Source organism: Cellulomonas sp. zg-ZUI22 (assembly GCF_017353535.1).
GTDB classification, from domain to species: Bacteria; Actinomycetota; Actinomycetes; order Actinomycetales; family Cellulomonadaceae; genus Cellulomonas; species Cellulomonas wangleii.
Window position 1 is genome coordinate 1,224,571 of sequence record NZ_JAFMUZ010000001.1, and the last position, 24,664, is coordinate 1,249,234.

Sequence of the window (24,664 nt, forward strand, 5' to 3'; positions counted from 1 at the left end):
CACCCTAAGACGACTTAGGGGAGGCTACCCTCTGCTGGGACATGGTCCTGCCCGGCGGACGACCGCCGGCGCGCCCCGCAGGACGCGCCGCGGCCGTCACGTCACGTCGGGCCGCGACTCGTCGTCCGTGCCACCGGACTCACGGCGCCGTGTGATCCCGACCAGCGCCGCACCGCCCGCCACCAGCCACAGCGCGACGAGCGCGAGCCCTGCGCCCGGTCCGCCGGTGCTCGACAACCAGCCGCGGTCCGACGTCCCCGCGCTGCCCGGTCGGCCGCCCGGCGTGGCGCGGGTGGGCGTCGGGTGCGTCGTGGTCCGGCACTCCTCGTCGGCGAGCACCTCGTCGGCGAGCACCTCGTCGGCGAGTGCCGCGACCGCGAACGTCACGTCGGCGAGCGCCGCGACCGCGAACGTCACGTCGGCGTCGTCGACGCACGGCTCGGCACCCGGCGCCGTCACGACGTTGCGCAGCACCTGGCCGTTCACGTCGTCGTCGACCCGGACCCGGTACGTCAGCGTCTGCGTGCCCGCCACCGGGCCACCGCTCCAGACGAGCTCGACGCCCCCCTGGGCCACGGCGACCCCGCCCGTGGTGGTCTCGATGCTGTCCTCGATCAGCGTGGCGTCGTCGACCACGTCCGTCAGGTCGTCGGTGACCAGGAACTCGGGGATCTCGCCCCCGGGGTCGACCGGGCTCAGCGTCACCGTGTAGGTGACGACCTGACCGGGCTGGACCTCGGTGCCCGACGGCGGGTCGCTGCTCTTGACCGCGGTCCACGGGGCAGTCGCCTGCGCGTCGGTGTTGGTGACCGTGCAGGTCACGTCGTCACCGGCGGCGAGCTCCAGCACGTCACCGTCGACCGCGACGGGCCCGGCCGCGTCCTCGCACACCCAGCCCACCTGCGTGTAGCCCTCCGGCCCGTCGACCTCGGACAGCGTGTACGCCCCGGGCGTCACGGGCACGTCCGTGACCGTGGGGCCGCGCGTCGCGCCGGTGACCGTCTCCGGGCCCTCGGCCCGCAGCGTCCACTCCTCGGGGGTCGCCGTGCCGCCCTGCTCGTTGAGCACGTCCTTGACCAGCGTCAGGCGCGGTGCGGCGAACGTGTTGGTGACGGTGCAGGTGACGGCCTCACCGTTGGCCACGGTGACGGTGTCGCCGTCGAGCGTGCCGCCCTCGCAGGACCAGTCGGACGCGGTGTAGTCCGCCGGTCCGTCGGCCTCGGAGAGGGTGTAGTCACCCGCGCTGACGTCGACGCCCGTGACGGTGTCGCTGCCCGTCTCCCCGGTGACCCCGGTGGTGGGGCCGTCGGCAGTGAGGGTCCAGTCGGTGGCCTCCGCGTCCCCGCCGTGGTCGTTGACGACCTCCTTGACGAGCGTGAGCGTCGCCGGCTGGTCGTCGTTGAGGACCGTGCAGGTGACGTCCTGCCCCAGGTCGAGCAGCACGGCGCCGGACTCGACCGGCAGGTCGCCCTCGTCGTTCTCGCAGGCCCAGTCGTTCGTGGTGTACCCCGAGGGGCCGCCGGACTCCGACAGCGTGTGGCTGCCGTACTCGACCTCCGTCGAGGTGATGGCGTCGTCCCCGGTCGCACCGCTGTGGGACGTCGTCGGGCCGGTCGCGGTGAGCACCCAGTCGCGTGCGTCCGCGGTGCCGCCGTCGTCGTTCGTGACCTGCTTGACGAGAGTGAGGGTGGACGGCACGGCGGTGTTGGTGATCGTGCAGGTCACGTCCGCGCCGTTGGCGAGGGTCAACGAGCCCTGGTCCAGCGGCACGTCAGCGCCGCCCGCGTCGACGCAGCCCCATTCCCCGGCCTCGTACCCGGGGACGAACGACTCGGACAGCGCGTAGGTGCCGGCGAAGACGGCGACGCCTGTCACCCCGTCCGCCCCGTTCCCCTCGACGACCTCCTGGCCCGGGATGTCCTCCGGGGCCGCGCGCACCGTCCAGTCGGCGGGCGTCTGCGGTGCCCCGGTGGCACCGGTGTCGACGACCTTGCGCAGCGTCAGGGCTGCCGGCTGGTCGTCGTTCGTGATGGTGCAGGTCACGGTGGCGCCGTTGGCGATCGTGACCGTGGTGCCGTTCAGCGCGCCGCCCTCGCACGTCCACGCCGACGCGGTGTACCCGGCCGGGCCGTCGGCCTCGGACAGGGCGTAGTCACCGGCAGCCACCTCGACGTCGGTGACCGCGGTGCTGCCGGTCGCGCCGGTGACCCCGGTGGTCGGGCCGTCGGCGGACAGGGTCCAGTCCGTGGGCTCCGCGGTGCCGCCGGAGTCGTTGGTGACCTGCTTGACCAGCGTGAGCGTGCCGGGCTGGTCGTCGTTGACGACGGTGCACGTGATCGCCTGCCCCAGGGCGACGGTCACGGAGCCGTCCGTGACGGGCACGGTGGTCTCGTCCGTCGCGCAGGTCCAGTCGCCCGGGGTGTACCCGGCGGGGCCGGACTCCGTCAGGGCGTAGGTGCCGATCGCGACGGGCGCGTCCGTGATCGCCGGGTCACCGGTGGCGCCGGTGAGCCCCGTGGTCGGTCCGGTCGCGGTCAGCGTCCAGTCGCCGGGGACGGCCGTACCGCCGTCGTCGGCGGTGACCTGCTTGACGAGCGTCAGCGTGGCGCCCTGCGCCGTGTTCGTGATGGTGCAGGTGACGTCCGCCCCGGTGGTCAGGGTGACGGCGTCGGCCTCGACGGCGACGGCCGTGCCGGCCGCGTCGACGCAGCCCCACGTCCCGGCGGTGAAGCCGGCGACGGTCGACTCGGACAGCGCGTACGTGCCGGCGAAGACCCCGACACCGGTGACACCGTCGGCGCCGTCACCGGAGACCGGCGCCTGGCCCTCGATGCCCTGGGGCGTCGCGGTGAGCGTCCAGTCGGCCGGCGTCTGCGTCGCCCCGGTGGTCCCCGCCTCGACGACCTTGCGCAGCGTCAGGGCCGCCGGCTGGTCGTCGTTGGTGATCGTGCAGGTCACGTCCTGGCCCAGCGCGATCTCGACCGCACCGTCCGCGACCGGCACCGACGTCTCGTCGGTCGCGCACACCCAGTCGCCGGCGGCGTAGCCCGCGGGCCCGGACTCGTTCAGCGTGTAGGTGCCGATCGCCACCGGGGCCGCGGTGATCGCGGCGTCCCCGGTGACCCCGGTCAGCCCGGTCGTCGGCCCGGCGGCGGTCAGGGTCCAGTCGGTCGCGGCGGCCGTGCCACCCTCGTCGTTGACGACCTGCTTGACCAGGGTCAGCGTCGAGGGCTGCGCGGTGTTGGTGATCGTGCAGGTGACATCGGTCCCGCTGCCGATGGTCACGGCGCCCCCGTCGACGGCGACCGTGCCGCCGTCGGCGTCGACGCAGCCCCACGTCCCGGCGGTGAAGCCGGCGACGGTCGACTCCGACAGCGCGTACGTGCCGGCGAAGACCTCGACGGCGGTGACCCCGTCGGCTCCGTCACCGGACACGGGGTCCTGGCCCTCGATGTCCTGCGGTGTGGCGGTCAGGGTCCAGTCGGCCGGGGTCTGGGTCGCCCCGGTGGTCCCGACGTCGACGACCTTGCGCAGCGTCAGGGCCGCGGGCTGGTCGTCGTTCGTGATCGTGCAGGTCACGTCCTGACCGAGCCCGATCTCGACCGCGTCGTCCGTGACGGGCACGGCGCCGCCGTCGTCCGCACAGGTCCACTCACCGGCCGTGTACCCGGCGGGGCCCGACTCCGACAGCGCGTAGCTCCCGATCGCCACGGGGGCGCCGGTGACGGCCTCCTCGCCGGTCACCCCGCTCACGCCGGCGGTCGGCCCGTCCGCGGTCAGGGTCCAGTCGTCCGTGCCGGACGTCCCGCCCTGGTCGTTGGTCAGCTCCTTGACCAGCGTCAGCGTGGGCTGCTGGGCGGTGTTCGTGACGGTGCAGGTGACGCTCGCGCCGTTGGCGAGGACCACCGCGTCGTCGTCGACGGCGACCTCGTCACCACCGGCGTCGACGCACTCCCACGCGCCCGCGTCGAAGCCCGCGACGGTGGACTCGGACAGCGCGTACGTGCCGGCGAGGACCTCGACGTCGGTGACGCCGTCGGCCCCGTTCCCGGAGACCGGGTCCTGCTCGCCGGTGCCCTGCAGCGTGGCGGTCAGCGTCCAGTCGGCGGGCGTCTGCGTCGCACCGGTGGACCCGGCGTCGACGGCCTTGCGCAACGTGAGTGACGCGGGGTCGTCGGCGTTGGTGAACGTGCACACCACGCTCTCGCCGCGTCCGGCCGTGATCTCGGTGCCGTTGACGGCGGTCCCGTTCACGAGGCACTCGAGGTCGGTCTGCTCGTACCCGGCGGGCCCGGTCTCGCTGACCGTGTACGGGTGGCCGGGCCGGATCTCGAACGTCTGGGCGTCGGCCTCGGCGGCGCCGGGGGTCTCGATCTCGGTGAGCCCCTCTACCTCGGGCGTCGTGCCCGGGGTGGCGCGCAGCGTGAAGTCGGACGGCACGGCCGTGCCGCCGGCCTGGTTGACGACCTCCTTCACCAGCGTCAGCTGCGCCGTCTGGTTGGTCGCCGTGCACAGGACGCGCGCGGCGATCGGCGCGGTCACGCCCCCGTTGAGGCCGTCGGCGAAGCCGGAGATCTGGTTGCCCTCGGTGTCGACCCGGATGCAGGACCACGACCCCGTCGACGCGGGGAACTCCTGCAGGTCGGAGCGCTGGTCCACCTGCAGGTACGTCGCCGGGCCGCCGGACTCCGCGAGCTGGTAGGCGACGCCCGGGGTGATGGGCACGTCGGTCGCGCCCGCGCTCCCGCTGGTCCCGGCCGGCCCGGGCAGCTGCCCGGCGGGCGCGTCCGGCGCCGGGAGGGCCGCCAGGTCCCACAGCGTGGGGTCGGCCGTGCCCTCCTCGACGTACTTGGCGAGCGTCAGGCGGGACTCGCAGTCGACGGTGTTGCGGAGCGTCAGCGTGTTGGCGCCCTCGATCAGGGTCAGGCCGTAGCCGCCCGTGGGGACGGGGGTCGGGTCGACGGCTGCACCGTCGATCTCGACGACCTGCGGCGTGGAGACCACGCAGAGGTCCGGGTCGATGTCCGGGGCCTGCAGCACCACCTGCTCGTCGACCGTGACGCTCTCGCCGGCGACGTACCCGGGGCGGGTCACGCCCCACGCCTGGCTGGTGGCGCCGTCGGCGCCCGGACCCGTGAGCGTCAGCTCGGAGGTGAAGCCGGGCGGCTGGTTGCCGTTCGGCACCGGTGCGGCGCCGTCGATCACCCACTCCTTGTCGACGGTGACGGTGGCAGGTGCCGCCACCTGGTTGTAGACCGTGCAGCTCACGGCGTCCGTGTTCGGGACGTCGACGGTGAAGCCCGCCGCCCCGACGTTGGTGACCGTCACGCCCTGCCCCGTCACGAGGTCGGTGCAGACGGCGTTCGCCCCGGCGACGGGGAACAGGACAGCGCCCTCCTGGGCCTCCTCCTGGACCTCGATCGTCCCGGTGGCGGTCCCGCCCGCGTAGGTGATCGGGAAGTTCACGGCGCTGGAGGCGTCGGTCGTCGCGCTCGTGGTCGGCAGCGTCACCCCGGCCGTGCTCGTCGAGGCACCGAAGGTCCACCCGGCGCCGGCGGGCGTGGCGCTCGCAAGGTCGCCGGACGCGTCGACGAGCTGCTTGACGACCGACAGGGACCCGGTGCAGTCGCCGAGCGCGAGCTGGCGCAGGGCCTGTCCCACGACGGTGTAGTCGGCGACCTGGAAGTAGTCCGCGGTCCCGGTGTTGGTGCCGTCGTACGCGGTGGGGCCCGAGATGGCGGCGAGGTTCTGGGCGGTGGCGGGGTCGCTGACCCCGGCCCCGACGCCCACGGCGAGGACGCGGGTGTCCTGCGCCTTCAGCGCGTTGGCCGAGAAGATGCCGTTCTCCATCTCGCGGAAGCGGGTGAAGTTGCCCGGACCCTCCGCAGGCTGGGAGTAGAACGTCGGGTCGCCGTCCGTGATGACCACCGCGACGTCGTACGATGCCGCGGCCTCGGCGGCCGCGGCGATCCCGCGGTCCCAGTTGGTCCCGCCGGTGGCGGTCCACGAGGCGTAGCGGGACGTGAACTCGTCCGCGCCCGCCTGCGTCGACACCGAGGTCAGGCCGGGGTAGTTCTGGGTCGCGCCGGCCGCGGGGCTCCCCGTGGAGAACGAGAACAGGGCCATCTCGGACGGTGTGCCCACGAGCGAGTTCGTGAACGTGTCGGCCGCGGCCTTGAGGCTGACGAGCTGCTGCGACGTCACCGAGCCCGACAGGTCGAGGATCAGCGCGACGCGCAGCCCGCACTGCTGCAGGGGCGCCGGGTTCGTCCGCGACTGCTGCCACACGCCGCCCGACGCCGAGCGGTTGGTGCCGCCCGTCCCGATCATGAAGTTCGACTGCGAGGTGTACGTGTTGCCCGCGCGCAGGGTCGAGCCGGTCCGGAACTGGTACGGCGTCAGCTGCGACCCGCTGCCGTCGCCGTTGCCCGTGCGCAGGGTGGAGTTCTGCGTGAACCCCTCCGGCACGCCGGTCTGCACGACCCAGAACCGCCGGTCGCAGTTGGCGCCGGCCCCGACCTGGCAGCCGAAGAGCCCGGTCTCGGTGTCGGGGACGACGAAGCTGCAGTCGCCGTCCGCGTCGGACACGCACGTCGCCCAGGCGTCGGCGACGGGCGTCGTGGGGGCGGTCGTGCCGTCGTAGAGCTGCAGGGTCACCCCGGCCAGGCCGGAGACGCCGGTCGTGCCCTGGCGGTCGGCGCCGACCCGGACGGTGATGACCGCGTTGTCGCCGGTCGCCGGCGGGACGGCCAGCGGCGCGGCTGCGGGGGAGTTCGCCTCGGCGGGCGGGGCGCCCACCAGGGCGACCGGTACCGCCAGACCCAGCGCGAGCGCCGCCGAAGCCAGTGCTGCCCCGATCCGACGCAGGCGTCGCGAGCCGTTGTCCATGGCGTCCCCCCCAGTTCGCATGGCGCCGCGCCGCAGAGGGCGCGCTGATCGAAAGTAACAGGAACCGGACGGATCGGAACCTCGAGGCGGGGTGGAAGGGGAACGACGAGCCGTGCCGCGGGACCGCGGCCCTCCTTCTCCGGGAGGAGGGCGACCGCCGCGACGTCTCCGACGACGGCAGGTGACGACGCCGGGGTGCGTCTCCGTAGCGTCGCCGACGGACGCCCGGCACGGGCCCGCCCCCGACGGAGGAGACGCGATGATCGAGGTGGACGCGCTGACCAAGCGCTACGGCAGCACGACGGCGGTGGACGGGCTCACGTTCACCGCCCGGCCCGGGACGGTCACCGGGTTCCTCGGGCCCAACGGGGCGGGCAAGTCGACGACGATGCGCGTCGTGGTCGGGCTCGAGCGCGCGACGTCGGGGACCACGCGGGTCGACGGCAGGCGCTACGCCGACCTGCCGGCGCCCCTGCACGCGGTGGGCGTCATGCTCGACGCCCGCTCCGTGCACCCCGGCCGCACGGCCTACAAGCACCTGCTGGCGATGGCCCAGACGCACGGCATGGGCAAGGCCCGCGTCCGTGAGGTCATCGCGCAGACCGGCCTCGAGCCGGCCGCGCACCGCCGTGCCGGCACGTTCTCGCTCGGCATGGGCCAGCGGCTCGGCATCGCCGGTGCGCTGCTGGGCGACCCGCAGACCCTGGTCCTCGACGAGCCGGTCAACGGCCTGGACCCCGACGGCGTGCTGTGGGTGCGTCGCCTGGTGCGTGAGCTGGCCGCCGAGGGCCGCACCGTCCTGCTCTCGTCGCACCTGATGCACGAGCTCGCGCTGTGCGCCGACCGCGTCGTCATCATCGGCCGCGGCCGGCTCCTCGCGGACGCGACGGTGCATGACATCGTCGAGCGGTCCGAGCGGGCCGGTGCGGTGCGCGTGCGCACCACCGACCCCGAGCCGCTGGCCCGCGAGCTGCTCGCCGCCGGCGCCCAGGTCGTGCCGCAGGAGGGCGGGGTGCTGCAGGTGCGTGGCGCGTCCGTCGACGAGGTCGGCACCGCCGCCCGCCGCTGCGGGGTGACCGTCCTGGAGCTCGCCGCCGAGTCCGGCACCCTCGAGGAGGCCTACCTGCAGCTGACCGGCGATGCCGTCGAGTACCGCACGGCCGACACCCGTGGGGGTGCCCGATGAGCGCCACCACGACGCCCCGGGAATCCCGTGCCGCGGCCGGTGCCCGCACCGACGGCCCCACGTTCGCCCGTGCCGTCGCGTCCGAGTGGACGAAGCTGACGTCGCTGCGGTCCCCGTGGTGGACGGGTCTGGTCACCGTCGTGGTGGCCGGTGCGCTCGCCTTCATGTTCGCGACCGCGTCGTCCGTCGACCCCGGGTTCGAGCCGACCCGTGACCTGGCCACCGGCCTGATGCTGGCCCAGGTGGGCCCCCTGGTGCTGGGGGTGCTGGTCGGTGCGGGGGAGTTCCGCACCGGTGCGGCGCGGACGACCTTCACGCTGGTGCCGCGCCGGTGGCCGGTGCTCGCGGCGCAGGTCGCCGTGGTCGCGGTGTTCGCACTGGTGGTGGGCGTCCTGACCGTCGCGGCCAGCGTCGTCGGGGTCCTGCCCCCGGCCGCGTCGCGCGACCTGCCGCTCGGCCTGACGGTCGGGGACACCCCGGGCGTCCTGGTGGGCATGGTGCTGCTCGTCGTGGGGGTGGCCCTGGTCGGGTACGCGCTCGGCACCCTGCTGCGCCGCACCGTGCCGGCGCTGGTCACCGCGCTCGGCGTCGTGCTGATCCTGCCCATCGTGCTGGCGATGGTGGGCGACCCCGGCGGCGGCTCCATGGGCGCGGCAGCTCCCCACAGCGTCACGGCCCCCGGCACGATCGGGGCGTTCACCCCCGGCACCGCCGGCCAGCTTCTGATCACCCCCGCCTCGTCCGGTCCGATGCCCGGCATGCCGGACCTCGGCCCCGTCGGCGGTGGCCTGGTCCTGGGTGCGTGGATCGTCCTCCTCCTCGCCGTGGCTGCGGTGCGGCTGCGGACCCGGGACGTGCGATGACGACGCTCGACCCCGGCCGGGCTGCCACACGCCCGCCCCGCGGTGCGCCCGCACGCCGCGGCCCGACGTTCCTCCGCGTGCTCGCCGCGGAGTGGACCAAGCTGACGAGCGTCCCGTCGAACGGCTGGCTGGCGCTGGGGACGGTCGCGGTCGCGGCGGGCACCGCGTACGGGCTCGGCCTGTTCGTGCGGACCGGCGACGGCCGGTCCGGGTCCTGGGTGGTGGTGTCCGGGTTCGTGCTCGCGCAGCTCGGGTTCCTCGTGCTCGGGTCCGTCGTCGGGACGGCCGAGCACACCACCGGCACGGCCCGCACGACGTTCACGGCGGTGCCGCGCCGGCTGCCCGTGCTCGCGGCGCAGGCCGTCGTCGTGGCCGTCGCGGCAGGGGTGACGGCCACGGTGGCGCTGGGGGCGTCGTACCTGGCGACCACCGGGGCGCGTGGCGGGGACGTGCCCGCCGTCGACCTGGCCGTGCCGGGCACGACCCGCGCACTGGTCGGGTTCGTGGTCGTCGCCGTGGCGGTGGCCCTGCTCGGGCTCGGGCTGGGCTCGCTCCTGCGGCGGCCCGCCGACCCGCTCGTCGCCGGGGTGATGCTCGTGTTCTTCCTCGACGTCGCGCTCGGCGCCAACCCCGGCCGGGTCATGGACACGGTCCGGGCCCTGCTGCCGTCGTCGGGTGCGCGTCTGCTGCAGGACGACGCGGCGCTCGCGGCGCTGGACGCGACGACCCGCGGACCGCAGCTCGGCCTCTGGGGCGGGGGAGCGGTCGTCGGGGCGTGGGTCGTGCTGGTCCTCGCCGCCGCGGCGTACCGGTTGGGGCGGCATGACGTCCGCTGACCCGTCCACCGCCGGGCCGTCGCCCGCCGACCCGTCCCCCGCAGGGGTGGCGGCGCGCGCCACGGGCCGGCAGGCCGGTCCCACCGACGGTGCGGGATGGGAGGGTGGGCCGGTGATCCGACGCGCGGCGGTGGTGCAGGTGCCGAGCACGCGCGACGAGCCACCGCTCACCGAGGCGCAGGTGGCCGGTGGCAGCCCGGTCGCGCGGCTGGTCGCGGCGCGCCCGTGGGTCATGGACGCCACGGTCGCGGTCGTCGTCGTCCTCGTCGGGCTGGTCGGCTCGATGTTCATCTGGGAGACCGCGAACGGTGCGGTCGGCCTCGGTCTGTACCAGCCCGACTCCGGGGTCGCGCAGCGCGTGACCGTGACCTGGCTGGTCGGTACCGCCTCCGGTGCCGGCCTGCTGCTGCTGCGGCGGGTGCGCCCGATCACCGTGACGGTGCTGCTCGTGGTGGCCGCGCTGGTGTCCTTGCAGGTGGCGGGGGTCCTGGGGGTGCTCGGCGCGTGCCTCGCGTGCGCGCTGTACAGCGTCGCGGCGTCACGCGGGACGACGACGACGTGGCTGGTCTTCGGGGCCGTCCTCACGGTCGTCACGGTCGCGCTGTGGTCGTGGCAGGACCTCGGCCTGCTCGAGATGGTCCTGTGGAGCAACGCCGTGGTCTCCCAGTCGGACCCGTCGGAGTGGAGGACGGTCCTGGACGCACCGCTGTTCTCGGCCGGCCGTCGCACGGGGTCGGTGCTGCTGCTGCTCGCGCTGCTGCTGCTGGGGGTCGCCGTCGGGTCCGCGGCGCGGGCCCGACGCCAGCACGCCGCCGACCTCGTCGAGCGGTACCGGGCGCTGGCCCGGCAGCGGGACGACGGCATCGCCCTGGCCCGCGCCGCCGAGCGCGCGCACATCGCACGGGAGATGCACGACGTCGTGGCGCACAGCCTGACCGTCATGGTCGCCCTGGCCGACGGCGCCGACGCCGCGTTCGAGCGGGCGCCGGACCGGTCGCGCGACGCGCTGCGGCAGGTCGCGCGCACCGGCCGGTCGGCGCTGGTGGACATGCAGCGCGTCCTGGGGGCGCTCGGCCCGTCCGTGGTCGACGGGACGGACCGGCGCGCCGAGCCGACCGAGCTGGACCTGCCGACGGTCGTCGAGCGCTTCGCCGCCGCCGGCCTGCCCGTGACGGCGGACGGCCTGGACACCGCGCTGCCGGCGGACACGTCCGTGCGCCTCGCGGTGCTGCGGATCCTGGGCGAGGCGCTGACGAACGTGCTGCGGCACGCCCCGGGTGCCGGGTCGGTCGACGTCGCGGTGCGGCGCACCCCGACGACCGTCGAGGTCGACGTGGCCGACTCCGGCGGCACACGACCGGGGTCCGGCGGTGGCACGGGACGTGGCATCGTCGGCATGCGCGAACGCGCGGCGCTTCTCGGTGGGCACGTCGAGGCCGGCCCGCGGCCGGAGGGCGGCTGGCGCGTGCGTGCCGTGCTGCCGTGGACGGGCGAGGGCGGGGCGGACGGGGAGCAGGTGCACCGGGAGCAGCTGGACGGGGAGCCGGACCAGGACCGGACCGACGACGGGGGACGACCGTGACGACCGTGCTGCTGGTGGACGACCAGTCGCTGCTGCGCGTGGGCTTCCGGATGGTCGTCGAGAGCGAGCCGGACCTCGAGGTCGTCGGCGAGGCGGCCGACGGTCGGGTCGCGCTCGAGCAGGTCGCCGCCCTCGCCCCGGACGTGGTGCTCATGGACATCCGGATGCCCGGCATGGACGGCATCGAGGCGACCCGGCGGATCGTCGAGGAGCACCCGGCCTCCCGGGTGCTGGTGCTCACCACGTTCGACGTGGACGACCTGGCGTTCGCGGCGCTGCGCGCCGGCGCCAGCGGGTTCCTGCTGAAGTCCGCCCGCCCCGACGAGCTGCTCGACGCGATCCGCACCGTCGACGCGGGCACCTCCGTCGTGGCGCCGAGGGTGCTGCGCCGCATGCTCGACCTGTTCGCCCCGCACCTGCCGGGGGACGGCGAGCGCGTCGACCCCGACCGTGGGCCCGACCCGCGGCTGCGCTGCCTCACCCCGCGCGAGCTCGACGTGCTGCGGCTCATCGCGGAGGGCGCGTCGAACTCCGAGATCGCGCGCGAGCTGGTCGTCTCGGAGACGACGGTGAAGACGCACGTCGGCAACGTCTTCGCGAAGCTCGGCGCCCGCGACCGCGTGCAGGCGGTGATCATCGCCTACGAGTGCGGCCTGGTGTCGGCCGGTGCCCGTCGCGCCTGAGGGACGGAGCCGTGGTCAGCCGATGACGAGCTCGCTGATCAGGCCCCCGTCCGTCGTGAAGCGGTGGTCGACCACCGCGGACGGTCGTCGGGAGGCTGTCGTGGGCGTCGGGTGTCGTCGTCACGGGCACCAGGGCGGACCCTCTCCCGGGGAGAGGGTCCGGACTGCGACGGTGCTCCGCGTCGCGTCAGCCCGCTGCGGCGGCGTCAGGCCAGCGACAGGAAGAGCTTCTCCAGCTTCTGGACGTCCAGGGTCGGGGCCTCGCCGTCGGCGGTGGGGCCGTCGCCCTGCACCAGGCACTGCTTCATGCCGGACGCGATCATCGCGAACCCGGCGCGGTCCAGCGCCCGCGAGACGGCCGACAGCTGCGTGACGACGTCCTCGCAGCTGCGGCCCTCGTCGAGCATCCGCACGACCGCGGCGAGCTGGCCCTGCGCACGCCGGAGCCGGTTGCCGACCTTGGTCATCTCGTCCTTGTCCAGCTCCATGCGTCCTCCTGGGAACCTGCCGCGGCACCGTGGGGTGCCGCGGCACGGGCGTGCGGGGGTGGTGGCGTGGGGGTGCGGCCCGTCAGCGGGGGCAGGTGCACTGCTGGTCGCGGGGCACCTCGGCCATGACGTCCTCGGCGTGCTGGCCGCAGCCGTCCCAGGTGGTCTTCTGGCAGGTGGCGCAGCGGACGGGGTAGCACATGGTGGCTCCTTCGGGGGGTGAGGTCAGGGTGGGAGGTCAGCGGCGGGCGGGGGTGCCCGCAGCCTGCCACGCCGGGGTGCCGGCGTGGCGGGGGTGGTTCACGCAGCGGTCCGGGGGGTCGCGGCCGGCTGGGCCAGGGACGGGTGCACGGCGCTGAGCGTCAGCCAGCCGCCGGACAGGTTGCGGGCGTCCAGACCGGCCTGGAGCAGCACGCGGGTGGCGATGTGGGACCGCACCCCGCTCGCGCAGTGCACGCTGACCGGCCGCCCGGCCGCGGCCGCGCGCACCTCGTCGAGCCGGCCGCGCAGCTCGGTGTGCGGGACGTTCAGCGCCTCGGGCACGTGCCCGCGGGCGAACTCGCCGGGCGAGCGCACGTCGAGCACGAGGGTGCCCGCCCGGGCGGCGTCGAGATCGGCGGGGTGCCACTGCGGTGTCGTCCCGTCGAGGACGTTCTGCGCGACGAACCCGAGCATGTTCACCGGGTCCTTGGCAGAGCCGTACGGCGGTGCGTACGCGAGCTCCAGCTCGGCGAGGTCGTCGGCGGTCATCCCGGCGCGCAGGGCCGTGGCCAGCACGTCGATGCGCTTGTCGACACCGTCGCGGCCCACCGCCTGGGCGCCCAGCAGGCGACCGTCGGGGGCGAAGGTCGCCACCAGGTGGATCTGCTCGGCGCCGGGGAAGTACCCGGCGTGGTGGGCCGGGTGGATGCGGACCACCTCGTGGTCCAGGCCCGCGCGGGTCAGCGCCGCCTGGTTCGGGCCGGTCACGGCCGCCGTCAGGCCGAAGACGCGCACGATCGCGGTGCCGAGCACGGGCGCCTGCGGCGTGGTGCGGTGACCGACCATGGAGTCGGCGGCGCGCCGGCCCTGCCGGTTGGCCGGCCCGGCCAGCGGGACGGGCCCGACGGCGCCGGTGACGGCCTGCGTGACCTCGACGGCGTCGCCGACGGCCCACACGTGCGGGTCGGACGTGCGCTGGTCGGCGTCGACGCGGATGGCGCCGGTGGGGCCGAGCGCGAGGCCGGCGTCGCGGGCCAGGTCGCTCGCGGGGCGCACGCCGACGTTGACGACGACGACGTCGGCGGGCAGCTCGGTGCCGTCCGACAGCGTGACCGTGACGGAGCCGTCCTCGCCGCGCGGTGCGACGCGCTGGGCCGCGACGCCCAGGTGCAGGCCCACGCCGTGGGCGCGCAGCTCGTCGGCCAGCAGGGGCGCGAGCTCCGGGTCGAGCGGGGGCAGCACGTGGTCCGCCAGCTCGACGAGGTGCACCCGCAGGCCGCGGGCGGTCAGCGCCTCGACGGCCTCGAGCCCGATGAACCCGGCGCCGACGACGACGGCCGTGGGTGCGGGTGCGTCGGCGGCGCGGCCGGTGAGCAGCTGCGTGACGCGCCCGCCGAGGGCGTCCAGGTCGGGCACCGTGCGCAGGGAGTGCACGGCCGGGTGGTCCAGCCCGTCGACGGGCGGGCGCACCGCGACGGCACCGGGGGCGAGCAGCAGGGCGTCGTAGCCGAGGGTGTACCGCCCGTCCGCGGTGACGACCGTGACCGTGCGGGCGGCGGTGTCGACGGCGGTGACGCGGCTGCCGGTGCGCACGTCGAGCGCGAGCGCGGCGGCGAGGGACTGCGGGGTGTGCAGCAGCAGGGAGCCGCGCTCCGCGATCTCACCGGACAGGTGGTACGGCAGGCCGCAGCTGGCGAACGAGACGTAGTCGGACTGCTCGAGGACGACGATCTCGGCGTGCTCGTCGAGCCGGCGGGCGCGGGCGGCGGCGCTCATGCCGCCGGCGACGCCACCGACCACGACGATGCGCCGGACGGGGTGGGGCGCGGTGCTGGTGGACATGGCGCCACGATACCCCCGGGGGTATGTGTGTGCCACAGCTCGGCGGCTGTGCCGTCGGCCACGGCGGCGCCCCTCGGCGGTCGAGGTGGCCCACGTGCTCGGCGTGGGAGCGCGCCGCGCACCCCTGTCTCAGCGGGACGTGCCGACCGGGTCGACCGGGTCCTGGGGGTCGCGGTGGTCGCGGACCTCGACCGGGTGCTGCGCGTCGGCCCGCTCCGCCGCGTCCACCGACTCGGTCGCGCGCACCGGGTCGGTCGCGGCAGCGGGCCGCCGGCGGTCCCACACCTCACGCCCCTTGTCGACGCCTGCCTGGCCTGCGGCCCGCGCGCGGTCCAGCCAGCGCCGCGCCCACGCGAACTCCGTCGCGAGCAGCGCGAGCCCGGCGAGGATCGCGAGGATGCCCGGGCCGGGCAGCACGAGCATCGCCACGCCCGTGAGCACCACCGTGCCGCCGACGACCGTCACCGCCACGACGCGCACGGGACGCGGGAGCGCGTCGATCTGCGCGCGCACGCGCGTCCACCGGTCCGACCAACCCGCCACGGCACCTCCCTGTCGGGACGCCGCTGCGCCCGTTGCTCCCTCAACGGCGGGGACCGCCGGGGCGTGCCCGGTGCGCCGGAGACTAACCCAGCCGGGCGACGACCGCCGAGGCGACCACGTCCGTGACCTCGGGCACCACGTGCAGGTTGAGCGCGGGCTCGAACAGCTCGGCCTCCAGCAGCACCAGGCCGTGCTCGACGGAGTCCACGGTGTCGACGCGCGCGTACAGCGGGACGCCGCTGCCCGTGGCCCGGTCGACCGCGCCGACCACGTCGAGCGCGAACTCGGCCTCGGCCGCGGTGACGTCGACCCGCTGCGGGTTCTCGGCGTACACGCCCCCGATCAGCCCGCCGCCCGGGGCGAGCAGCGCGCCCTTGGCGATCGCGTGCGTCAGCGTCCCGTCGACGACGTACAGCGCCTTCTCGCGTCCCTGCGACAGCTCGGGCACCTCCGGCTGCACCATCACCACGCCGCCGGCCGCGAGGACCCGGCCCGCGAGGTCGAGGGCCCGCGGGTCGTCGGCGCGGAACAGCCCGGTGTCGCGCGCCCCGGCGGACACCGCGGGCTTGAGCACCACGTGCGCGTCCGGCGCGGTCGCGGCCAGGTCGTCGCGCACGTCGTCGAGGGACGTCCGGTACGTCGTCGGGACCACGCCCACCCCGAGGTCGGCGAGCTCGGCGAGGTACCGCTTGTCGAGGTTCCAGCGCACCAGCGACGGGGGGTTGAGCACCCGCGTCGCCTGCTCGGCGACGTCGAGCCACGCGAGGAACTCGGTGAGCCGCTCCGGGTAGTCCCACGGGGAGCGCAGCACCAGCAGGTCGTGCGCGGCCCAGTCGACGGTCGCGTCGTGCCACACGACGGGCGCGGCTGCCACACCCCGTGCCCGCAGCGCGGTGACGAGCGGCGCGGTGTCGTGGTCCGGGTCCTCGGCGGGGTAGGTGTCGGTCACGACGACACCCACGCGGGGGGTTGCGCTCACGGGCGGACCCTACGACGAGCCGCCCATGCGTCCGGCATCGGTAGGGTCGCGGGTCGTGACAGCTGCGCCGGACGCCCCGGCCGGGCCGCCGCCCGGGACGCTCCCGCCGCCCGCCGCGGAGCGCGGCCGCCTCGCGGTCGCGGCCGTCGTCGTCCTGGTGGTGGCCGTGCTGGGCGCCCTGGCGCTCCGGACGACGCCGCTGCGCGCGGTGCTCGACGCGGGCGGCTGCACGGTCTTGGCGGGGGAGCGCGACGTGCGCCCGCCGGAGGTGGTCCGGGAGGCGGTCGCCCGGGTGCACGAGGTCGTCGGCGGTGCCACGGCGACCGTGACCACGACGTGCCGCCTGGTGGACACGACCGCGCCGACCGGCCTCGGCGCCCCGGACCCGGCTGCCGACCCCGCCGTGTGGGAGGTCGGTGTGGACGCGGAGGTCGGGGGGATCGACGCGCTCCCGGTCGCGGCCGAGGCGGTGCTCGGCGCCGTCACGGCCGGGCCCGGCGCGTGGCGCCTCGACGTGCACGACGCCGCGCGGACGCTCGCCGTGGCCCTCGCGCCCGGCGGCGACGCCGACCTGGCCGTGGACGCGCTGGCGGTGCGTCGTGTGCCCGGGGTCGACGAGGTGTGGTTCGGGCCCGAGGCCGGGCGGGTGGTCGTGGCGGGCGGGGAGGCGGTCGCCGACGCGCTGGCCGCCGTCGCCGGGCGGGACCTGCCCGTCACGACGGTCGAGGCGCTCGACCACTGGCTCGAGGTGGCGCAGGTGCACCCCGGGGCCTGGCCGGACGCCGAGGCGGTGGCGCTGGCGGTCGACGTCGCGGCCTGGGAGGGCGTGTGGCGCGTCGTGCTGCGGGGCGGTGAGCCCGCGGCGCCCGACCTCACGGTCCACGCGGACGACGACGCCCACCGGTCCCACGTCGCGTCCCGGCTGGCCTCCACGCTCCGCACGGGACCGCCGCTGGGCTACCACGTGACGACCGACGCCGGCACCCTGGACGGCGTCCTTGCCGGCCCCGACGCCGCGGGTGCCGACGCACCGGACGTCGGAGCCCCGGATGCGTCCGGGGAGGCCGCGCCCGCGGGGGTGCCCGCCTGCACCGGCGACGGTCTGCGGCTCGAGGTCGCGGCCGTGGACGCGGCGCTCGGCGCCCGCTTCCTCGTGCTGCGCGCGACGTGGACGGGCGCGGCGCCGTGCGTGCTGTCGGGCGTGCCGACGCTCGCGTTCACCCGGGAGTCGGGCACCCGGACGCCCGACCTCACGCAGCTGCCGGACCTCGTGGCGCCCGACGTGCCGCCGCAGGTCGTGCTGGGACCCGGCGCCGCCGCGCTCGCGCAGGTCCGGTGGCGCGCCATGTCGACGTCGCAGGACCCCGACGTGGCCGTCGGCGTCACGGTCTGGGCGGTCCGGGACGGCCCGGCGGTCGACCTCGTGCCGCCGGTCACGCTCGACGTGCTGGCAGGTGCGACCGTCGAGGTCGGCCCCTGGCGGGCCGACGAGGGTCTCCTCGACCCCGACGGGTGACGCCGCGCCGGTGGCTCAGCCCGGGCGCCCGCGCGTCGGGGCTCCGTGCAGCGTGCCCGGACCTGCGGTGTCCCGCTTGACGGCGCCGAGCAGCCGTGCGACCCGCTCCCGCAGCGCCTCGCCGGCCGGCGGGCGGACCGGTCCTGTGCCGTCAGCAGGCAGGATGGGCTCGTGCGCGCGGTCGTGGTGGACGAGTTCGGAGTGACGCCCCAGGTCAGGAGGGTCCCCGACCCCGTGTGCCCGCCCGACGGCGTGGTGGTCCGGGTGGCCGCGACGGGCGTGTGCCGCAGCGACTGGCACGCCTGGCAGGGGCACGACGACGACGTGCGCCTGCCGCACGTGCCCGGCCACGAGCTGGCGGGCACCGTGGTCGAGGTGGGTCCGGCCGTGCGCGGCTGGGCGGTCGGCGACGTGGTCACGGTGCCGTTCGTCATGGCCTGCGGGGACTGCGCGACGTGCCGCGCCGGGGACCAGCAGGTGTGCCCGCACCAGACGCAGCCCGGCTTCACGCAGTGGGGGTCGTTCGCCGAGCTCGTGGCGCTCGACCACGCCGACACCAACCTCGTGCGCGTCCCGGACGGCATGTCGCCGGTCGCCGCCGCCGCACTGGGCTGCCGGTTCGCCACCGCGTACCGCGCCGTCACCGTGCACGCGGCCGTGGCGCCCGGCGACGAGGTCGTGGTGCTCGGCTGCGGCGGGGTCGGCCTGTCCGCGGTCATGGTCGCGGCGGCCGCCGGTGCGCACGTCGTCGCGGTCGATCCGGTGCCCGCCGCCCGGCGTGCTGCGCACGAGGCAGGGGCGGCCGTGACCCTGGACCCCGGGGACGACGCGCCCGCGGCCCTCGCGGCGCGCCTCGTCGAGGCGACCGGGGGCGGGGCGCACGCGTCGCTCGACGCGCTCGGCAGCCCGGCGACCGCACAGGCGGGCGTGCTCGCACTGCGCCGCCGTGGCCGGCACGTGCAGGTCGGGCTGCTGCTCCGTGAGGACGCGTGGACGGCGCTGCCGATGGACCGCGTCGTCGCGTGGGAGCTGTCCGTGCACGGGAGTCACGGGATGGCGGCCCACGAGTACCCGGCGATGCTCGCGGCGATCGCGGCCGGCCGGCTCGCCCCCGCGGCCCTCGTGTCGCGCACCGTCGGGCTCGACCAGGCGGCGGACGCCCTGGCGGCCATGTCGTCCGGCCGTCCGGCGGGCGACGCCGCGGGGATGACCGTCGTCGTGCCCTGAGCGGCCCGCCGCACGGCCGGTACCGGTCCGGGTTGTCGGGCTGCGTCCGTTTCCCCCGACCGGGAGGTGCGGCGGAGGGCTGTGGTTGACGTCACGTGCCCGGGTCCGGTAGACCTTGGGCCGGCGGCACAACGGCGTGACGCCGATCGCAGGACACGGGTCCGGTTCCTCGGTAGGCCGAGACCCGACGTGCTCGCCGGTCGCATCGCGACGGCGGCGAGCACGTGCGAGGTGGGAGCGCGACCACCGCCCCCGAAGGCCTCGGCAGCAGTCCCGCTCGTGGCATCCCCTCGTGGCATCCCCTCGTCGCATCCCTCGACGTGCACGAGGCCCGGACGCGCACGTCCGGGCCCCGCTCCTGCCAGGTGCGTCGCGCCGTCAGCGTCCCAGCGTGTCGATCGCCGCGACCTCGTCCGGCGTCAGCGTGAAGCCCAGCACCGCGAGGTTCTCCTCGATGCGCTCGCGTCGCACCGACTTCGGGATCACGACGACGTCGTGCTCGATGTGCCAGCGCAGCACGACCTGTGCGGGTGTCACGCCGTGCGCGCGCGCCGCCGCGACGATCGGCTCCGCGTCCAGGTCGGTGCGCTTGAGCGGGCTGTACCCCTCGACGACGACGCCGCGCTCGCGGTGCGCCGCGAGCAGCGCCGGGTCGTGGTCGACGGGGGAGTAGGGGATCTGGTTGACGGCCGGGGCCTCGCCCGTCGCCGCGATCAGCTCGTCGATCTGCGCGATCGAGTAGTTCGAGACGCCGATCGATCGCACGAGGCCTTCGTCGCGCGCCTCGCGGAACCGCTGCCAGACGTCCGGGCGGGCCTCCTTGCCCGGCGGCCAGTGGATCAGCCACAGGTCGAGGTGGTCGGTCGTGAGCGCGACGAGGGACTCGGCGAGCGTCTGCCGCTCGCGCCCCGCGTGGTCCGGGGGCAGCTTCGACGTCAGGAAGACGTCGTCGCGGTCGATGCCGCGCGTGGACAGCACGCGCCCGACCTGCGCCTCGTTGCCGTAGCCGGTCGCGGTGTCGACGTGGCGGTAGCCCAGCTGGAGCGCCGTGCTGACGGCGAGCTCCGCGTCGGAGCCCTCCGACTGCCACGTGCCGAGGCCGAGGACGGGGATGGCGCCGCCGGGCAGGGACAGGGTGGGGGTGGGGGAGTCGGGCATGCTCCATCCTTGCCCACCGGGTGCGTCATCGCAGGTCGGGGCGCTCCGGCGCGAGCGACTTCTCGAGCGTGAGCAGCAGGCGGGTGACGGCGGTGTGGCGGTCGGCCCGGGCGGTGCGCACGGTCGACCACGCGAGGTACAGGACCGACCACACGACGCCCAGCGCCCACTCGGCGTCGAACCGGGGGTCGATCGAGCCGTCCCGCAGGCCGCGTGCGTACAGGGCGCCCAGGGCGGCGTCGTTCGTCGGGTCCTGCGCCCAGGAGTCCTCGGGGACGATGCCGGTGAACAGCACCGTCAGGAGGTCACCCAGCTCGAGGTACTCCTGCGCGACGCGTAGCAGCGCGTCCAGGGCCGTGTCGTCGTCGAGCCGCGCCCGCGCGTGCGCGGCGGTGAGACAGGCGGCGGCGTGGACGCCGACGGCGGCGAGCAGGTCGTCGCGCTCCGGGAAGTAGCGGTGCAGCGTGGTCCGACCGACGTCGGCCAGCTCGGCGACCCGGCCCAGAGGGGCCGAGGGGTCGACGGCCAGAGCGCGGATGGCGGCCTCGAGGATCGCCTGCCGGGTCCGGGCGCGGGGGCCCGTCACGGGTGGGGGTGCCTGGTTCGCCACGAGCGAACGGTACACCGGAGAACTGGGAGGGATTGCTATTGACCACAATGGAACAGGAGTGTTCCACTCGCAGGATGGTCGCCGCACCGTCACCGCCCGAGACGCCCACCGCCGCAGCCGAGCCGGACGGGCGCCGCCGCCTGCGCATCCTGCTCGAGCTGGTCCGGCCCCACCGACGCACCCTCGGCACGGGCCTCCTGCTCGGCCTCGCCGGCACCGGCCTCTCCCTGGCCACCCCCATGGTCACCAAGTGGGTCCTCGACACGCTCGGGACGGGTGAGTCCCTGGCGCGGCCCGTCGGGTGGCTGCTGGCGCTGTTCGCCGTCGGGTCGGTGGTGGGGTACGCCCAGTGGGTCCTCATGGGGACGCTGGCCGAGCGGATCGTCCTCGACGCGCGCGAGTCGCTCGTGCGCCGCTACCTGCGGGCCACGGTCGCGGCCGTCACGGGCCGCCCCACCGGCGAGCTCGTCACCCGCGTCACCTCGGACACCGTCCTGCTGCGCGAGGCGACGTCGTCCAGCATCGTCGGGCTCGTCAACGGGGTCGTGGCGCTCGTCGGCACCCTCGTCCTCATGGGCGTGCTCGACCGCGTGCTCCTCGGCACGACCATCGCCGCGATCGTCGTCGTGGGCGCGCTCATGGCCGTGCTCCTGCCCGGCATCGGCGCCGCCGAGCGGGCCTCCCAGGAGGCCCTGGGCACGCTCGGCGGCACGCTGGAGGGGTCGCTGCGGGCCGTCCGCACGGTCAAGTCCAGCCGCGCGGAGGACCGCCAGGCGGCCACCGTCCTCGGCGCCGCGCGCGAGGCGCGCGACCACGCGGTGCGCGCGGTGCGGACCGCCGCGGTCGCGTGGAGCGTGTCGTGGGGCGGCATCCAGCTCGCCATCATCGTCATCCTGGGGCTCGGCGCGTGGCGCGTCGGCCAGGGCGAGCTCGCCGTCTCCAGCCTCGTGGCATTCCTGCTCTACGCCTTCAACATCGTCGGGCCCATCACCGACCTCACGCAGTCCCTGACGCAGCTGCAGTCCGGGATCGCGGCGGCGGGGCGCATCAGCGAGGTGGCCGCGATGGACGTGGAGCCGCAGGCGGCGAGCGCGCCGGTGCCCGCACGCCCCGCGCCGGACGGCCCCGACGGCGTCCACGTCATCGAGCTGCGCGACGTCACGGCCGCCTACGGTCCGGGCCTGCCCCCGGCAGTGCGCGAGCTGTCGCTGACGGTCCCGCGGCACGGGCACACGGCGCTCGTCGGGCCGTCCGGTGCAGGCAAGACGACGGTGTTCTCGCTGCTGCTGCGGTTCCTGGAGCCGCAGTCGGGGCAGCTGCTGCTGGACGGGCGTCCGTACGCCGGCTGGAGCCACGCCGACGTGCGTTCCCGCTTCGCGTACGTCGAGCAGGAGACCCCCGTCGTGCCGGGCACGATCCGCGACAACCTGCTGTTCAGCAACCCGGCCGCGACCGACGAGGAGCTGCGCCGGGCGCTCGCGGCGGTACGCCTCGACGGCGCCTTCGACGCGCTTCCCGACGGGCTGGACACCCGGCTGACGGAGACGTCCGTCTCCGGCGGACAGCGTCAGCGCATCGCGCTCGCCCGCGCGCTGCTGTGCCGCCCGCAGGTGATGCTGCTGGACGAGGCGACGGCGCAGGTCGACGGACTCACGGAGGCCGCGGTGCACGACGCGATCCGCGTGCTGGCGACCACCGGCGCCGTCGTGACGGTCGCGCACCGGCTGTCCACCGTCGTGGACGCGGACACGATCATCGTGCTGGAGGACGGCAGGGTCCGCGCACGGGGGGCCCACGCCGAGCTTCTCGCGTCGGACCAGCTGTACCGGGACCTCGTGGAGGCGCTGCGGATCACCGATGTCCCCGCGGACGCCGACGTCGGGTGACGCCGCCGGACGTCAGCCAGGCCCACCCGCCGGCGGGCCGAGCCCCGGGTGGCGGCGCCGCAGCACGGCCGGCGCCGCCCACCACCACGACTCCCGCAGCAGGGACCCCACGAGCGCACCGTCCGCCACCCGCAGGTCGACGAGCAGCAGGTCCGTCCCGCGGTGGTGGTCGGTCGTGGAGTACACGGCGGGGTCCTCGGCGGCGAGCGCCCGGCGCTCCCCGTCGTCCTCCACGTGCACCGTCAGACGGTGGGCGTCCCACATGCGTGCCACCAGCCGGCGGTGGAACCAGGCGGGCTCGCCCCAGCTCAGCCGCTCGCCCACCTCCGGCAGGTCCAGCGCGAGCCGTCGCACGTGGTCGACGTCCATGCCGCCATGCTGCCGCGGGCGGGCACCGTGCGCGAGGCCTACTCCTCCGAGCCGGGGCCGGTGCGTCCGGGGCCGGCCTCGAGCCGCTCGCCGGGGTGGCCGGTCAGGCCCAGCTCGTCCGCGAGGTACATGAACGCCCGCGCGTACGGCTGGCCCGCGATGTCCTGCCGGACCCGGTCCCAGTCGATCTGCTCGCGCAGCGCACGTGCCATGGGCAGCAGCCACGTGAAGTCGCAGTAGTGCTCACCGAGCACGCGCATCTTGGCCGAGATGATGTCGGTGGCCGGCAGCACGGGCATCCGGACCGCCAGCACCTCGAGCTGGTCGGCCCGGGCCAGCTGCTCGTGGGTCACGGGCTCGCCGACCATCCGGAAGATCACGTCGACGAGCTGGCCGTGGTGGTAGGCCTTGAACAGCCAGTTCTCGGCGGGCTGCTGCACGTCCAGGCCCGCGGCGGCCAGGGCCGCGCGGGCCGCGTCCACGTCGTCCTCCGCGACCGCGAAGTCCGCGTCGTGGCTCGGCTCCGGTGCGCCGCGCGCCCAGGCCGCGTACCCGCCCACCAGGGCGAACGGGATGTCCGCCTCCAGCAGGGCGACCGCCGTGCGGCGCAGTCCGTCCTGCAGGGCGGCACGGTCGTCCGGGGTCGCGGCGCCGGCCGGTACGGGCAGCGGCGCCGGGGCGGCACCGGTGAGGGGCGGCGGGGCGTCCGTCGGTGTCGGGGTCTGGGGCATGCACGGTGTCTACACCGGCTCGGCGTGGGCCGCGCGCCGAGCGGGACCGACCGCGCGAGGCGTGCGCCGTCCCGGCCCGCGGGGTGCGACGGGCCCGCCCACCGGTGACAATCGCGAGGTGCGGCTCGCGACCTTCAACATCCTGCACGGGCGCTCGCTCGTGGACGGGCGGGTCGACCTGGACCGGTTCGCCGACGCCGTGCGGCGGCTCGACGCGGACGTCCTGGCCCTGCAGGAGGTGGACCGCGCGCAGCCCCGCTCGCACGGGGCGGACCTCACCGCCGTGGCGGCCGACGCCATGGGCGCCTCCCACCACCGGTTCGTCGCCACCCTGCACGGGGAGCCCGGCCTGTGGGTGGCCGGCACGGGCGAGGAGCAGCCCGACATCGCGGCGTACGGGATCGCGCTGCTGTCCCGCCGGCCCGTCGTGGCGTGGCACGTGCTGACGCTGCCGACGCTGCGCCGTCGCGCACCCGTGCGGTTCCCCGGTGCCCGCTGGCCGGCGTTCGTGCGCGACGAGCCGCGCACGGCGCTCGCGGCGGTCGTCGAGGACGATCGGGGCCCGTTGACCGTGGTCGGCACGCACCTGACCTTCATCCCCGGGTGGAACGTGCGCCAGCTGCGTCACCTGGTGCGGGTGGCGCGCACCCTGCCCGGTCCCACGGTGGTCATGGGCGACCTCAACCTGGCCGGGGAGCAGCCCGCCCGCCTGTCCGGTCTGCGCTCGCTGGTGGTGGCGGACACCTTCCCGGTCGCCGAGCCGGTGCGGCAGCTCGACCACGTGCTGGCCGGCCCGGGGCTGCGGGCGGCCGGTGGCGGGGAGGCGCTCGACCTCGGCCTGTCCGACCACCGGGCGCTCGTCGTCGACATCACGCGCTGAGCCGACGTGACGGCCGGGCGGGGCGGGACTGCCGGCCGTGCAGGGCAGGGGCCACCGCGCGCTCCCGCAGCCCGCGGCCCGGTGCGTGGCGAGCGGTCTCGCGCAGCGGACGTGCGGTTGCGGGCCGGCGCGACGCCGGGTCACGGTGGTCGACGTCCGACGGCGTCGGACCGGGGTACGTCGCCCCGCCCGCGGT

At 75.7% G+C, this 24,664-nt stretch carries 18 protein-coding genes; 9 read left to right on the forward strand and 9 right to left on the reverse strand.

The genetic code is table 11. The features are described 5' to 3' along the window. Positions 1-96: 96 nt before the first annotated feature. Positions 97-6,888, reverse strand: a complete 6,792-nt coding sequence (locus tag J1G43_RS05595) for a VWA domain-containing protein (protein WP_207378118.1) — start codon at positions 6,886-6,888, stop codon at positions 97-99. 259 nt (positions 6,889-7,147) lie between these two features. Between J1G43_RS05595 and J1G43_RS05600 the strand changes: the two genes are divergently transcribed. The 5 genes from J1G43_RS05600 (at position 7,148) to J1G43_RS05620 (ending at position 12,038) form a co-directional block, all read left to right on the forward strand. Next, on the forward strand, positions 7,148-8,074 hold the full coding sequence (locus J1G43_RS05600; RefSeq protein WP_207378119.1) for an ABC transporter ATP-binding protein: 927 nt from the start codon (positions 7,148-7,150) through the stop codon (positions 8,072-8,074). Continuing rightward, positions 8,071-8,937, forward strand: a complete 867-nt coding sequence (locus tag J1G43_RS05605) for a hypothetical protein (protein WP_207370185.1) — start codon at positions 8,071-8,073, stop codon at positions 8,935-8,937. The genes J1G43_RS05600 and J1G43_RS05605 overlap by 4 nt, the downstream gene beginning before the upstream one ends. Next, on the forward strand, positions 8,934-9,773 hold the full coding sequence (locus tag J1G43_RS05610; protein ID WP_207378120.1) for a hypothetical protein: 840 nt from the start codon (positions 8,934-8,936) through the stop codon (positions 9,771-9,773). The genes J1G43_RS05605 and J1G43_RS05610 overlap by 4 nt, the downstream gene beginning before the upstream one ends. Positions 9,774-9,885: 112 nt before the next feature. After that, positions 9,886-11,355, forward strand: coding sequence for a histidine kinase (locus J1G43_RS19575; RefSeq protein WP_307859487.1), 1,470 nt, complete (start codon positions 9,886-9,888; stop codon positions 11,353-11,355). Further along, complete coding sequence (locus J1G43_RS05620) at positions 11,352-12,038, forward strand: response regulator transcription factor (RefSeq protein ID WP_207370188.1); 687 nt, start codon at positions 11,352-11,354, stop codon at positions 12,036-12,038. The genes J1G43_RS19575 and J1G43_RS05620 overlap by 4 nt, the downstream gene beginning before the upstream one ends. Positions 12,039-12,244: 206 nt before the next feature. On the opposite strand, the gene J1G43_RS05625 is transcribed toward J1G43_RS05620, so the two are convergent. The 4 genes from J1G43_RS05625 to J1G43_RS05640 all read right to left on the reverse strand — a co-directional run bounded on the left by J1G43_RS05625 (position 12,245) and on the right by J1G43_RS05640 (position 16,091). Next, positions 12,245-12,526 (reverse strand): metal-sensitive transcriptional regulator, encoded by a 282-nt coding sequence (locus J1G43_RS05625; RefSeq protein ID WP_207339213.1) that lies wholly within the window; start codon positions 12,524-12,526, stop codon positions 12,245-12,247. Positions 12,527-12,826: 300 nt separating this feature from the next. Next, positions 12,827-14,569 (reverse strand): FAD-dependent oxidoreductase, encoded by a 1,743-nt coding sequence (locus J1G43_RS05630; RefSeq protein WP_207378122.1) that lies wholly within the window; start codon positions 14,567-14,569, stop codon positions 12,827-12,829. A gap of 129 nt (positions 14,570-14,698) precedes the next feature. After that, positions 14,699-15,112, reverse strand: a complete 414-nt coding sequence (locus J1G43_RS05635; protein ID WP_207378123.1) for a PGPGW domain-containing protein — start codon at positions 15,110-15,112, stop codon at positions 14,699-14,701. An 82-nt stretch (positions 15,113-15,194) separates the two neighbouring features. Further along, complete coding sequence (locus tag J1G43_RS05640; RefSeq protein ID WP_207378124.1) at positions 15,195-16,091, reverse strand: RimK family alpha-L-glutamate ligase; 897 nt, start codon at positions 16,089-16,091, stop codon at positions 15,195-15,197. A gap of 55 nt (positions 16,092-16,146) precedes the next feature. Between J1G43_RS05640 and J1G43_RS05645 the strand changes: the two genes are divergently transcribed. Beyond that, on the forward strand, positions 16,147-17,607 hold the full coding sequence (locus tag J1G43_RS05645) for a DUF4232 domain-containing protein (protein WP_207378125.1): 1,461 nt from the start codon (positions 16,147-16,149) through the stop codon (positions 17,605-17,607). Between the two features lie 171 nt (positions 17,608-17,778). Next, positions 17,779-18,834, forward strand: coding sequence for an alcohol dehydrogenase catalytic domain-containing protein (locus J1G43_RS05650; protein WP_207370191.1), 1,056 nt, complete (start codon positions 17,779-17,781; stop codon positions 18,832-18,834). Between the two features lie 378 nt (positions 18,835-19,212). Here the strand turns inward: J1G43_RS05650 and J1G43_RS05655 are convergent, their stop codons facing one another. Next, positions 19,213-19,992: an aldo/keto reductase gene (locus tag J1G43_RS05655; protein WP_207370192.1), complete on the reverse strand. Its 780-nt coding sequence runs from the start codon at positions 19,990-19,992 to the stop codon at positions 19,213-19,215. Between the two features lie 25 nt (positions 19,993-20,017). Next, the gene (locus J1G43_RS05660; protein ID WP_207378126.1) at positions 20,018-20,602 is read right to left on the reverse strand and encodes a TetR/AcrR family transcriptional regulator; all 585 of its coding nucleotides are present in this window, start codon (positions 20,600-20,602) and stop codon (positions 20,018-20,020) included. 74 nt (positions 20,603-20,676) lie between these two features. On the opposite strand from J1G43_RS05660, the gene J1G43_RS05665 reads away from it, so the two are divergent. After that, positions 20,677-22,488 (forward strand): ABC transporter ATP-binding protein, encoded by a 1,812-nt coding sequence (locus tag J1G43_RS05665; RefSeq protein WP_242635214.1) that lies wholly within the window; start codon positions 20,677-20,679, stop codon positions 22,486-22,488. A 12-nt stretch (positions 22,489-22,500) separates the two neighbouring features. Here the strand turns inward: J1G43_RS05665 and J1G43_RS05670 are convergent, their stop codons facing one another. Both J1G43_RS05670 and J1G43_RS05675 read right to left on the reverse strand, forming a co-directional pair. Continuing rightward, positions 22,501-22,857: an MmcQ/YjbR family DNA-binding protein gene (locus J1G43_RS05670; protein WP_207339205.1), complete on the reverse strand. Its 357-nt coding sequence runs from the start codon at positions 22,855-22,857 to the stop codon at positions 22,501-22,503. A gap of 38 nt (positions 22,858-22,895) precedes the next feature. Next, positions 22,896-23,588, reverse strand: coding sequence for a nucleotidyltransferase family protein (locus J1G43_RS05675; RefSeq protein ID WP_207378127.1), 693 nt, complete (start codon positions 23,586-23,588; stop codon positions 22,896-22,898). 118 nt (positions 23,589-23,706) lie between these two features. Between J1G43_RS05675 and J1G43_RS05680 the strand changes: the two genes are divergently transcribed. Next, positions 23,707-24,468, forward strand: coding sequence for an endonuclease/exonuclease/phosphatase family protein (locus J1G43_RS05680; RefSeq protein ID WP_207378128.1), 762 nt, complete (start codon positions 23,707-23,709; stop codon positions 24,466-24,468). Positions 24,469-24,664: the final 196 nt, after the last annotated feature.